This window comes from Dictyobacter formicarum (assembly GCF_016587435.1).
In genome coordinates this window covers 291,975-304,337 of record NZ_BNJJ01000006.1, presented here as the reverse complement: position 1 = coordinate 304,337, position 12,363 = coordinate 291,975, and the positions used below count along the sequence as shown (strand labels likewise).

Genomic DNA, 12,363 nt, shown 5'->3' with positions numbered 1-12,363 from the left:
GCTCCCTTCCTTGCAGGTGCTACATGTGATCTATCCTTCAGCGGTCGATTGATTTTACGCGCCGATGAAATAGACAAAGGCGGTAATGATAGACGTGATGATGATCCAGAGCATCTGATACCAGTAGAAAAAAGGCATGCCTAGCAGTGGTGGCTGCAGCGAGTTGTAGAAGGCCGGTATAAGCAAGAAAATAAAGGGGATGATTAAGAGAAGCAATGGCCAGCGACGTTTCTTGCCGACAGGGCGAGTTACCATATGTATGCTCCTTTGCGGTGTTCATGGAAAACTAGCCAGTACAGTATATTTCCGTGGAGTCTTTGAGTGAAACGGGAGCGTATGCAGTGAAAGAGCGGCAGAACATGCCTTTCTCTACTTATTTCCATACATGCGAAGATATCGTCTTAGCTCAACGACACCATCGGCCTCGAATGGCGCCTCAAATAACTCTACGGTTTATGTTAATCCTACGGTATTTAGTTCCAATTGTCAATTGAGTTTTTGTGCATGAACATGCGAAGCATCACATACCAGGCCATGATTTGTTTTTATTAGTTGCTGCATAGCAGGCCAAGGCCATGTTGAGCAGCCTTATGCGTGATAGCCAACAAACTATCGGCGTGCTCGGGAAGGACCTCATCGATCATGTGAAATGTTCGTGCAGCTTCAGTGGAAGGCTGGAAAAAGAGCTCATAGTTGGCTTGCGCTTCGTCTGCGCCCGGCGCCTGAACGTGGCGCAAGCAGCGCGAGAACTGCCAGACTTCATCTGGAGTAAGATACCCTACAAAATCTTCATAGGGTTCACCTGCTCGATAGCCAAAAGGCAAACGGCGTCGACCGCATGCCAGCAATTCAAAGAGGGCCATCGCTCGTACTGAAAAGGTGGCCAACCACCCACGTAGATGCAAAGTAGCCGGATGACGTCCAATCTCTGTACCATGAATTTCAGGCGCATCATCCTCTTCATCATCCTCTTCAGATAACACGTCAATGTCCTCACCCTTTTCAGTCAGCGATTGATAGTGTATTTGCTGCGCCAGTTCATGGAAGCCCGCTGATTGTAACAGCGAAAAGATATCGCCATGGCTTAAGTCTGTCTCTTGGGGTTTATGTAGCTCGGGTACAGCTTGAGTTTGAGCTTGAAGGTGAGGAAAAAGAAAGCAGGATAGACAATATTCTGCTACCGTGGCTCCCCAGACCGCGCGCAGGGCATCGGTATTCTGGTACAACTGAGGTGGATGCTTATGCACATAGCTATCGCTGAGCTCAGTAAATGTTTCCGCGCTACAGAGCACCTCATATTCTCGTCGCGTATGTGATCCCTGTGGCAATTGTTGGACAAAGGCTCGTGCTCGTGACCAGGTACGTAGTGCCTGCATAGCTGGTGGAAGAAATTGTTCTTCACGGAAACAGCGTGTCCGTATATAGAGTGGATATATCAGGGACTCATCTCCTTGCGTTAGCCAGAGCTTAAAAGCAGGCATCACACGTTGAGCATATGTTTCCCAGTTGAAACCATAGATGCGCACTGTCATAACACCCTCTTCCACTTAATCACCGGGCATAATTTCTTTTTTTCTTATTCTTATCGTACTCACATTTGTCGGAAAATCCAAATGTGATAGTCATGGAGTACTTTTTTTATCTAAAGTGAGTAGGTGGCTCCCATCATGGGGAGCATGCTGTTCCCTTGCGGACGGGCATATGCTCGCCCGAGCCCTTTTATTCATTGGTGCAGCATGAGCGCAAGGCGCTCATGCTGCACCAATGAATAAAAGACATATTGAGCGCTGAAGGCACGAAGCGCATGCTTTTCAAATATCCTTTTTATCTGTTGTTTCTGGATTGGGAAGTGCATATAAACCCATCTGGGCCTGGCGCATAATTGTTTCCAGAACTGGATCATCCTGGATATTAGGCGCGATGAGCGGCGAAAACGCCAGAGGCGAGTGCGCTCGTGCGGGAGCTGACCAGTTGCTGTCAATGCTTTCCTTATCCTGGGGCAAGATTTGCGATAGATCAAAGTTATCCATCGGTAAAGGACTCATATCGCTTGTGCTGATGGGGTTTTCCTGGGTTGATCCCGGAATCTGTCTGGGGAGCGAGGTCGTAATTGGTTTTAAGTTACTGGGTGTATATGTCTTGTTCTCGCCTGCTGACAGTTGTGCGATCGTCTGTTGCGGTCCATTGATAAATGCAGGTGGTGTAGTGGGTAATAGAGCCTGCTGTGGGCCGGTGGGCATCTCAATTGTCTGTTGTTGCGGTCCACTGGCAAACGATGGTGGTGGTGTGAGCATCACAGCTCTATTTGAACTCGCAGGCACCTGGATAGTTGGACTGGCGGGTTGTACTGGTAAAACGTCAGGCATCGATGCAGCAAACGCTGCCTGTTGCTCAACATGCGGAATGGCAAACGCTGCATTTGGACCTTTCTGGTTAAGCCGGGAAGGTTGCGCGTTTGCTCGTAGAGATGCTCTGGCGTATGCGAGTTGCTTTGAACTTGGTTTGCGTAAGAATAGAAAGCATGTCAGGCCACCAATCAGCAACAGCAAAACGGAACCGATGGCAACTGGAATAATAGCTGTGCCAATACCACTACCCTCTTGTTTGCCTTGATCACTGACATTGGCCGTATTGGCTACAGTAGTTGCTGTAGGTGTGACCACTGCCGACATGGTAGGAGTGGCGGTTGCTTTGGCGGTTGCTTTGGGCGTTGGAGTAGGGGTTGTAGCTGGAAAAATGCCGCCACCATTTGCTGGTGGTAGATTTTGTATTGGCACAGTTGGAATGGCTGTCGAGACGGGCTTCTGGGTTGGTTGCACTGTAGGCGCCGGCGCGGGTGTATCAGTAGGCGCCGGCACGGGTGTATCAGTGGGCGTTGGCACGGGTGTATCGGTGGGCGTTGGCACGGGTGTGTCGGTGGGCATCGGGGTAAGGGTGTTTCCAACGGTAGTGAGAGTCGATGTCGGTGTAGATAGCATATCGGTTGGGGCTGCATGCGCATGGGCTGTCACAATGATTATGTTCATGCCTATAAAAAGGCTGAAAATCCCATAAATTATTGCCGCTTTACATCTTGTCAGGACTTTTTTCTTCATATTTGGTTCACCCCGGCAGATTTGTTCCTGATCTATTGAGCTTGCCTCTCCTCTCTGGTGTCCTTATGAAGGAGTAGAGTGATAAGGAGCTTTTTTGTTGATAAATCATAGATCGAGTCAAGTGTAGATGGACTCGATCTATGTCGTCAAGCGGTCAGAAAAATGTACTATTATATGTCAATTCTTGATAGATAGATCTGTAACCTCTACACATGCTTAGCTTTGAAAAATGGTTCGATCTCTATGTGCTCCATACTGGTCTTTTACCTACTTTGCTGTCCTTCTCCGTATCAAAGTGTTTTATTGTGTAACAAGAGCGTATTTTTGACATAATATTAGTAATAGGTTACTGCACGTTTAGCCGCTCACCTGGAGAAGGAGTAATATTATGCTCATCAATGGCACGGCTACTTTGCGCTGTAAGGACTTTCTGCGTCAGGCACTTGCTCATACGCTGGAACGGTATGGACATATGCCCACTCCCAGAATTTTTGAAGCTACTTCAATGGAGAATCGAGCTTACCGACTGTACGCTATTGAGGCTGCTATTGCTGATACGCTTTCATTATGGTGTGATCAAGAGACCTGTATGCATACCCGGCGCCTGGTGCACCCGGCGGAAGCGGTAGGAAGGCAGTTACAACTGCCCGATAATGTTCTGATTATTTTGCGGTTCTCGGCGCTTCTACACGATATTGGTAAGGTGGCGATTCCACCTGAGGTATTGCAAAAGCGAGGCCCACTGAATGAAGATGAGTGGACCCTGGTACGGCTGCATCCCCAGATAGGGTGGGCGATATTAGAAGGAATTGGTGAGCTCTTTGAGCATGTTGCTCCGATTATTGTCGCGCATCATGAAGCATGGGATGGCAGCGGCTATCCGTTTGGTTTGAGCGGTAATGCTATCCCTTATTTAGCTCGTATCCTCACTGTAGTTGATTCCTACGATGCTATGGTTTCATACAGAGTATACGGAGAGCCGCTGCCTATATTGAGTGCATGTCAGGAATTAGTAAATTGTGTTGGTCATCAATATGATCCTCAAATTGTAGGTGCTTTTCTTGAAATGTTGATTAGTGAAAGAAGTATACAACTGCTTTCGTGTTTTTCTCCTAGGCGAAATCTCGCAATAAATGAACTTGAACAGGTTGGCGAAGAGCACGCAAAGCTTTTACTTCAATCTGGCGGATACGTTCGCGGGTCAGCTTGAAGTAAGTGCTAAGCTCTTCTAGCGTATGGCAGTAGCCATCCTGCAATCCATAGCGCAATTCTATAACCTGTCTTTCTCGCTGGCTCAGTGTTTCCAGCGCATGTGAAATGTGATCGCGTAATACCTGGTGCGTGACGATATCTGCGGGGGCAGCCGCATGTGGATCCTCGATGATATCGGCCAGGTGGTACTGTTCATCATCGCTTAGAGGCGCATCTAATGAGATCGGGGCTTCAGCCATGCTCTGAAGCTCAACCACTTTTTCTTTAGAGAGATGGATAGCGTGTGCAATTTCTTCTGGAAAAGGATCACGTCCGAGATCCTGGTAGAGTTGACGTGTAATTCTTTTCATCTTATAAATGAGCTCAACTACGTGTACAGGAATATGAATAGTACGCGTATGTTCCGCCACGGCACGACTGATGGCCTGCCGGATCCACCAGGTTGCGTATGTGCTAAAGCGAAAACCACGTACCGGATCAAACTTTTGTGCGGCTCTTATCAGGCCCAGATTTCCCTCTTGTATTAAATCAAGCAATGAAACTCCATGATTATTGTAACGTTTAGCAATACTGACAACGAGGCGGAGATTCGCTTCCACCAGTTGCTGTTGGGCTTTTATATCACCAGTAATAACACGCCGTGCCAGGTGCATTTCTTGATCGGCTGACAGTAGTGGATAGCGACCGATCTCAGCAAGGTATTGCCTGATAGCGTTCTCTGCTTCCAGATCTGCGCCATCTGTCTCCTCTTCCTCTTCATCCTCCTCTTCCAGGTAATCCTCTGTTTCCTCATAGCGTAATTCTACATAGGTAGAAGATTTTTTTCCTTTTCTATTTGTGCTTTCTCTTTTGCTAACTGTTGCAGGCGATTGGCGCTCTTCATTTAGTATAGTTGTATAATATGCCGGGTCCTCATCATGTGTATGTGTGGCTCTGCGCCCTTTTTTTTGAGTGATAGTTTTTGAATGAGTTGCAGTCCCCCTTTCTATGTGATGTGTTGAGATTTCCGCTCTTCCGGCGTTGATATATTGCTGGAATTCTACCGCATCTATCTCAAATGCTTGCATTGGATTGGTTATGGCTACCATATACCTACTCCTCCTTATACCTCAAATCCCATCCCACAATTTGGTAACCGGAGATTTGTGATGACTGGATCGTCATCTACCACAAGCGGCCCTTTCTGGCAGCCCCGTATTTTGAAACCGGGGAGGAAAGAAAGACGCCTTCTCCTCTTGTGCTCGTCTCGCGTGTGTGATCCCTTGCGGGAGACCATCTTTGGTGGGAACGGTCAGACCCCACCGGTTGCCCGGGCCTGGTCACAGCCGGGCAGACATTACCCCTGTTGACAAGCCCCCGCCTTCTAGAGTGGGAGTATCTGACAGATCCGTATATTTTTAAGAAAACTTTAGACTCTTAAAATCCCCAAAAATTTTATGGATTTATTCCCCCTATATATTACTTGTGCAAGATATGTGCCAATATAGAGGTGTAGGGATGTATGTGCTCACCATAAGGCTTCTGGGGCTAAATCAAAGCCAACGCCTCGCTGGTAGCAGCGTTTTTCCGTCCGGAGAACTGGAAATTTTTTCCAGTTGCTGCGTATTTTTCCTCACTCTATAGATGGCTAGCCTGGCGTGCGTGAATCGTTGTGGCCGATCTTCGTTATAGTGCAAAACGAGCGAAAAAAGTTGGGCGGGCCGTTTATTTGCATGATGGGGTGGATAGTATGGGAAAGAAGAGCAAATTCTATCTGAAGTCTGTTTTTCCTCTAACCTTAATAGGAAGCAATGGATATGGTGAAGTCTGTCTATCCGGCAAATAAAGAAATGCATGCATATGGTGGTCATTTTTTAGTAGGAGAATATAGTCCGGCTCGCCGATCCCCGTCGTTGCCTGCTATTCCGGCTCGTGCCTCCGCGTATCCTGCCTCGATAGTTAAAGTTCGTCCACGCTATCCGCGCTGGTCGGCTGCGCTGGAGCAAGAAGATATTACACGTATTCCAACGGTACCGCAGTCTGAGACCATCTGGCAATTTGAGACACCGCATTATGCTGCTGAGAGCAGCCTCACCTCGTTGACGCTAGCCGTTACCGATACAAATCTGATTGCCAGGCCTGCTATTTCTAGAACCGCAACAATTCAGCAGCGAAAAGGCGCCCAGCAAACTCGGAAGCGTGATTACTCTATTGTGGCTCGCTTGCACGAGCATCATGTTGCTGATATCGATACCGTTCCACCTTTGCTTTCATCGCCTCTGGAGCAACGCCGACCAAAAGCGCCTTTTTTGCATCCCATTGAGAGCATACGCTGGTGGTTGATCCAGCCGGGACGCTTAGAATTCCTCATCTGGCTGTTTGGGACCATCTTATTGATCGGGTTGACCGTGCTGTTCATCTTGTTTGTCCTCTCAAGTCTGGGCTATCTGGCGATTCATTAAAGTTTGCGGTAGATGCAAAAAGAGTCGGGCGTAGTGTGAAAAACATGTGCCGACTCTTTTTTTATGCTTTGGTATCACTGCATTGATACGATTGGACCTTGGCGTGTGAGATTGCTGTCATTGATAATTAAGTACAGTTATGTGACATACAAATGTATCGCTACGCTTGCTTTCCTGTTATGCCGCATTAGCAGGAGTAATGGACCCTTATGCTTAAATAGAAACTTATACATACATGTGGGTAGAGAGGTGATAAATGGGAAGCCGAAAGACATGGATATATGGAACTGTGTCGATCATGGTAGCATTGATTAGTGTAGTGCTGATGAGTATTTCATATATTCTTCCTGCGCAAGCAGCTGCTCCGGCTGTGACAGATTTTTCTGTGCAGGTAGGTACGAATCCCTGGGGAACCGCATTTGACCAGGCCGGGCATGTATGGGTAGCATTGCCAGGTTGTGATCCTACTCCAACCTGTAGTACGACAGTACCGCCAGGAAAGATCAATGTATACGATGCAAAGACGCAGGCGTTATTGCGCTCATATACGCTGCCTGTTAATTATGCTCAAGCCTTCTTTCTGGCCGTAGATGCTCAGGGAAATGTCTGGTTTGCTATGCCAATGGCCAATGCTCTTGGTGTATTGCATCCACAGACCGGTTTGTATCAACAGTGGCAGGTGCCCACCGCTGGCGCTGGTCCGTGGGACCTTGCCGTAGACGCTCAGGGAAAAATCTGGTTTACTGAACACTATAGTAATAAAATCGGATCATTTGATCCACAGACCCAGAAATTTGTTGAGATTGCTACGCCAGCTATAAATAGCGTCCCCTATGGTATCGCGGTGGATGCGGCAGATAACGTCTGGTTTACGGAAAATAATGATGCGGTCGGTTTGATTGGGGAATATACAGCACATGGTCAATTGCAGGAGTATAAGGTTCGGGTAGCACCTGCCAGTGGTCTGACACCGCATTTGATCGCGGTCGATCCAACAGGGAATATCTGGTGGTCCGAAGGTTTCGCCGGTGCCATTGGACGTTTACAGGTCAGTGCTGCTCGGCCTGGAACAAATAACGGTGTGTCTGAATATGTGTATCCACGCCCTTGCCAGGTATGCGGTGTACATACTTCGGGTATCAGCGTCGATCGTAACGGTTTGGTCTGGTTTGCCGATTCGCTCCAAAACATGGTTGGCTCATTTCCGAGTACTGGTAGCGGTGCTTTTACCATCTACAATTCGCCAACCGCCAATAGCCATATTCATGATGGGGTAAATGTCGATGCGCAAAACACCGTCTGGTTCACAGAAGAGTTTGGCAATAATCTGGGGCGTATCGTGCCGGCATCATCACAACCGCCTGTGCCTATCAATGATCCTTTGCCAACGGTATCTCCTCCTGTGCTAGAGCCGGGTCACACTCCAACAAGCACTCCGCCGGTAAATCAGACTGGCACACCCACAAGTTCGCCTGCAGGCAATGGAGGTGTACCTCCCGTACATGTGCCACCGACCGGGACTGATGGATCGGGTTCTGGCGATCATCTTCCACCAATGCCGACGCGTTTGATTGCACAGGATACTTTCCAACATCATGATCATCCGTTCTGGGGTCGGGCTTCTGATGGACATGCCTGGGGTGGTGACGCTAATATGATACACACATTTTCTATTAATGAGCAGCACGGTATCGTTTCACATGGAGGTACCAACTATTCTGCTGTTCTGGGGCCGGCCGTTGCGGATGCCGAGGTTGTTTTTTCGGGCAGTATCAGTGCCTTTAAAGATACGAACATCGGTGCCGTGTTGCGCTGGTCGGATGGCAATAACTGGTACAAAGCTTATATTGATGGCGAGCAGCTGGTTGTGCAGAAGAAGCTCTATGGTCGCACAACTATCTTAGGCCATTATATGTTTCCTGCCCGTGCCCACCATATGTATAATCTGCGCTTCCAGGTGGATGGCAATGTACTGCGCGCCCGTGCCTGGTCCACTGGTAGCCCTGAACCTTCTCACTGGCTCGTAACGGCTACTGATAATACGTTTAAGCGTGGTTTCTGTGGCTTGCGCATGCTGGTCCAGAATAGTGCGGTAGCCAGTATCGCTTCATTTAAGGCCTTTGCAAAATAGTAGTATTGTTTGTTATCTGCTAGCAAAGAAGCAGGCTTTCTTCTATACATGCTTATCATGACTTACCCGGGCATGGTTTCCGGCCTGAAGTACTCCTGATAAGCATGTATAGAGTTGTTTTTACTGTGTGCTTAATTATAAGCGATAAGATCGGATATTTTTTATATGGTGGGCCGTTGTCAGTAAGATTTACTAGATCATACACGTTCTTTTTATGCATGAGTGGTGCCAGGCTTCCTGAAGCAAGTAGGATGGTCAGAGCGTTTTTGTCATAGGGCATAGCGAGACCTGAATAAAATTATTGTCTGGTAATCACATTCGTTCCATGATCTCTATACATATGTGGGGAGTAATCTCGACGCCTTGGGGCCAACGTGATACAATTTCTTGCATTAGTGCTCGCCCAGGAAGGGTGGCTTATTACTCCCACAAAAGGAGAGCGAACGCTTATGCCAAGAGGACGCAAGGGGTCTCCTCAAGAGAGTGTGGACAGTATTTTACTGGCAATAAGTCGGCGTGAAGATATTGATCCTGATACAATGTCCCATTACCTCGATCGCCTGGATGAAGAATGGGCTGAGGGGGCGCGGGAAAAAGTGTTGCATCTGCTGAGAAGTAATGATGCCCTGGCTCAGGCTGCGGCGTTGCGTATTCTATCAGAGTTAGCGACAGATTTTGATCTGGAGGGACTTGAGGATTTTGTAACTGATCCTACCGTAAGTGATCTGGCAAAGCTTTCTCTTTCTCCTATCCTAAAGGAATTAGGATCAGAGCTGGCCGATGATGGTATCATTGAATACCTGAATGATCCAGCGGGGGCGATTCGTCAGATGCAGATGAGGCTGCTTGAACTAGTAGGCCAAAACGAAATGGGGGTCGAGACCATCCTTGAGGATGTGGTTTCGATGCCAGTTGAGCGCCGTTTTGCGTTTATCAACTGGCTGGGGAATAGCAACGATCCTCGGGCAGCTAATCTACTGGTACCTTTGCTGGAGAATCAGACGGGTAAGGTTGTGATGGCTGTGATTGATGCTTTGGAGCAACTCGGCCCCATTGCCATTAATCAGACGATACCCGCTTTAAATTATGTAATAGCTACCAGTTCTAATCGGCAACTTAAACAGCAGGCCCGAACCGTGCTCGGGCGCCTGACTATGCAGTCTATGCTTGGTTCAGAAGATGCCGCCATGATGGAGGCCCGTCAGCAACAATATCCTCCTTATCAGGCGCGCGTCAGCTCGATTGATGGTTCTGGTACACAATTGATCATGCTTTCATGGCGGCGCCCGGATGGTTTGATCAAGGGCGTCAATGTTTTGTACCAGGATCAAAAAGGCATCAAGGATTGCTATGGGTTGGATGAAATGGATGCCGAGCAGTGGGACAACCTGGTTGAGGATCTGGATGAACAGGGTTTCAGCAGCTTTACGGTTTCATTTGAATATGCGCGCGCCGTGATTATGGAAGCGAGGGCTCTGAACAAGCGCACCCGTACAAAGTTGCCAATCGCTTACTCCATCTGGCGTCCGTTAACTGAAGCGGGCTTACGGGACAAAAAAGCCCTGGTTAATCTTCCGGCTACGTGCTTAGAGCCGCTGGAGTTGAATTCCGAGACCATTGCCCTGGCCCGTCGTGCCAATGATCTCTATCGCTTAAAAGAATTTGCTTCCTGGTTATATGAGCCTATTGAGCGTATTGAACCTTTCATTAGCCGCTACTGGACTGCCCAGAATGTCTTTTCGTCCTCTACCAATGGGCGGCGCAAAAGTAAATTGAAGGTGCAAGAAGAACGGAGTTTGCTCGAAGAGTTAGTGAGCAGTGCTCTTGATGAATTGATCGATGATAAATGGCGTGCCACCTATGCTACACGTTTACTTCGACAGGCGGCTTTGTTGCAGCAAGTCGGGCAGGCAGAGTCTGTGCCTGTTTTGCGAGCAACCGCTGCCCTGCTGGCTCCAGATTCACATGTTGCCTTGCACGAGCAGGTCTTCCCAAATACGCTGTTGCATGTATCTATCGAACAGGGGCCGCTGCGTTTGATGGTTGAGTCGCTGCGCAGTGGTAGCCTTAGCTCCTTCCCGGTTGAGTTTTTTCAACAGGACTAAAAAGGGCTCAAACTTTCTGCTAAAGGAGAAGTTTGAGCCCGCTAGGGCTGGTATTTGTGCTTGCTTGCTGGATCAGGCCTGGCTCGGTACTAACTGCTGAGTTTTTAATAGCGCTTTGGCCGTCAGTTCACCGCTATGCATTGCTCCTTGAATGCTGCTCGATTGTGTATATTCTCCCGCAAGATAGAGTCCCCTGACATCGGTTTGATTGTCTGGTAGAGTATCATAGATACCCGGCGCCTGTAGAAATTGGGCGAAGGGCAGGCGATACACTGCCAGTAGTTGCCAGTGGCTGAGATCATGGTTGGGAAACCAACCAGCAATTTCGGCTCTACTACGCTCAGCCATACTCTCGTCATCCTCAGCTGGATTTCCCAGGATCGTTACAGAGAGGAGATGTTTGCGCGGTGGTGCATAGGTTGGAGCGATATTGCTGAGCAGCACAGCGTTATTTACATAAGCGTGTGGATCTGCGTTCAACAAAATCTTACGCTGATGGTACAGACGCTCGTCACCCGCGAAATAAAGACAGACAGCACTGACAGGTTGATCGGGCAACGTTTTCCGGGTAAATTTTTCCGCAACCGGACTCGAGGTTGCCACAACAACAGTGTCGGCCTTGATCTCTTCCCCATTGACTAGGCGTACACCCTGGGTCTGGCCGTCTCTAAGCAAGATCTCTTCCACGCGCGCATTGCAACGTACTGATCCTCTGGGCAAAGTGGCTGCGAGCTGTTCAGGAATGCGCTGGATGCCTTCGGCTGGAATGATGATATCGCCAGTAGCCAGCATTTTAAACGTGAACTGAAACATGCGGGCGCTGGTCTGTAGCGATCGATCCAGAAAAATTCCACCATAGAAAGGCCGGAAAAAGTTATCGATGATCTTATCCGAAAATCCTTGCTGGCGCAAATAGGCCTCGGTTGACTGGTCCTGTCCGTCTTTCTGTTGTGTTCCCGCGAAGATATCCTCGGTTGACGTTCTCTGCAATTGCAGGCGCAGCTTGAGCGTACGCAATTTATCTGCGGCCGAAATGAGAGGATTGATCATGCTTGAGAACGTATGGGTTGGCTCTCGTAACGGATCAGTAATCTCATATTGTTTTCCATTTTTTACCAGAATGGCACCGGGATTGAACTTTCGCTGCTTCAAAGTAGTGTAATTGAGATGACGTGTAGCAGCATCATACGCGGTGAATAAGACCTGGAAACCACGATCCAGGCGATAGCCGTCTTCATGGTAATCGGTTCTTATACGTCCTCCAACCTGGTCCGCAGCCTCCAAAACGAGTACTTCTTGCCCGGCCTCCGCTAGCACTTTGGCGCACGTTAAGCCTGCTAGACCGGCGCCGACGATGATAATCATGTTGTATCTGCTCC

General features: G+C 48.5%; 9 protein-coding genes. 4 read left to right on the top strand and 5 right to left on the bottom strand.

From position 1 onward, the window contains the following. Positions 1-54: 54 nt before the first annotated feature. The 3 genes from JMI88_RS12820 to JMI88_RS12810 all read right to left on the bottom strand — a co-directional run bounded on the left by JMI88_RS12820 (position 55) and on the right by JMI88_RS12810 (position 3,026). On the bottom strand, positions 55-255 hold the full coding sequence (locus tag JMI88_RS12820) for a DUF3311 domain-containing protein (protein WP_201362227.1): 201 nt from the start codon (positions 253-255) through the stop codon (positions 55-57). A 293-nt stretch (positions 256-548) separates the two neighbouring features. Further along, a complete protein-coding gene (locus tag JMI88_RS12815; protein ID WP_201362226.1) occupies positions 549-1,532 on the bottom strand; it encodes a hypothetical protein in 984 nt (327 codons plus the stop codon). Between the two features lie 279 nt (positions 1,533-1,811). Beyond that, complete coding sequence (locus JMI88_RS12810) at positions 1,812-3,026, bottom strand: hypothetical protein (RefSeq protein WP_201362225.1); 1,215 nt, start codon at positions 3,024-3,026, stop codon at positions 1,812-1,814. Positions 3,027-3,483: 457 nt separating this feature from the next. Here JMI88_RS12810 and JMI88_RS12805 point away from each other — a divergent pair, with 457 nt between their 5' ends. Further along, entirely contained in the window at positions 3,484-4,305 is an 822-nt protein-coding gene (locus JMI88_RS12805) for an HD-GYP domain-containing protein (RefSeq protein ID WP_201362224.1), read from the top strand. Here JMI88_RS12805 and JMI88_RS12800 read toward each other — a convergent pair. Then, positions 4,208-5,395, bottom strand: coding sequence for a sigma-70 family RNA polymerase sigma factor (locus tag JMI88_RS12800; protein WP_201362223.1), 1,188 nt, complete (start codon positions 5,393-5,395; stop codon positions 4,208-4,210). The genes JMI88_RS12805 and JMI88_RS12800 overlap by 98 nt on opposite strands. 708 nt (positions 5,396-6,103) lie before the next feature. On the opposite strand from JMI88_RS12800, the gene JMI88_RS12795 reads away from it, so the two are divergent. The 3 genes from JMI88_RS12795 (at position 6,104) to JMI88_RS12785 (ending at position 10,984) form a co-directional block, all read left to right on the top strand. Next, a complete protein-coding gene (locus JMI88_RS12795) occupies positions 6,104-6,748 on the top strand; it encodes a hypothetical protein (RefSeq protein ID WP_201362222.1) in 645 nt (214 codons plus the stop codon). Between the two features lie 298 nt (positions 6,749-7,046). Beyond that, positions 7,047-8,879 carry a Vgb family protein gene (locus JMI88_RS12790; RefSeq protein ID WP_201362221.1) on the top strand — a complete coding sequence of 611 codons (1,833 nt, stop codon included), beginning with the start codon at positions 7,047-7,049 and terminating at the stop codon, positions 8,877-8,879. A gap of 449 nt (positions 8,880-9,328) precedes the next feature. Continuing rightward, the gene (locus tag JMI88_RS12785) at positions 9,329-10,984 is read left to right on the top strand and encodes a HEAT repeat domain-containing protein (protein ID WP_201362220.1); all 1,656 of its coding nucleotides are present in this window, start codon (positions 9,329-9,331) and stop codon (positions 10,982-10,984) included. A gap of 72 nt (positions 10,985-11,056) precedes the next feature. Here the strand turns inward: JMI88_RS12785 and JMI88_RS12780 are convergent, their stop codons facing one another. Beyond that, entirely contained in the window at positions 11,057-12,349 is a 1,293-nt protein-coding gene (locus JMI88_RS12780; protein ID WP_201362219.1) for an NAD(P)/FAD-dependent oxidoreductase, read from the bottom strand. Positions 12,350-12,363 lie beyond the last annotated feature (14 nt).

Bases quoted from the DNA above. Each gene is read 5' to 3' on its own strand.
- JMI88_RS12780 (WP_201362219.1), bottom strand. From the start codon at position 12,349: ATGATTATCATCGTCGGCGCCGGTCTAGCAGGCTTAACGTGCGCCAAA.
- JMI88_RS12815 (WP_201362226.1), bottom strand. From the start codon at position 1,532: ATGACAGTGCGCATCTATGGTTTCAACTGGGAAACATATGCTCAACGT.
- JMI88_RS12805 (WP_201362224.1), top strand. From the start codon at position 3,484: ATGCTCATCAATGGCACGGCTACTTTGCGCTGTAAGGACTTTCTGCGT.
- JMI88_RS12800 (WP_201362223.1), bottom strand. From the start codon at position 5,395: ATGGTAGCCATAACCAATCCAATGCAAGCATTTGAGATAGATGCGGTA.
- JMI88_RS12790 (WP_201362221.1), top strand. From the start codon at position 7,047: ATGGTAGCATTGATTAGTGTAGTGCTGATGAGTATTTCATATATTCTT.
- JMI88_RS12810 (WP_201362225.1), bottom strand. From the start codon at position 3,026: ATGAACATAATCATTGTGACAGCCCATGCGCATGCAGCCCCAACCGAT.
- JMI88_RS12785 (WP_201362220.1), top strand. From the start codon at position 9,329: ATGCCAAGAGGACGCAAGGGGTCTCCTCAAGAGAGTGTGGACAGTATT.
- JMI88_RS12820 (WP_201362227.1), bottom strand. From the start codon at position 255: ATGGTAACTCGCCCTGTCGGCAAGAAACGTCGCTGGCCATTGCTTCTC.
- JMI88_RS12795 (WP_201362222.1), top strand. From the start codon at position 6,104: ATGGTGAAGTCTGTCTATCCGGCAAATAAAGAAATGCATGCATATGGT.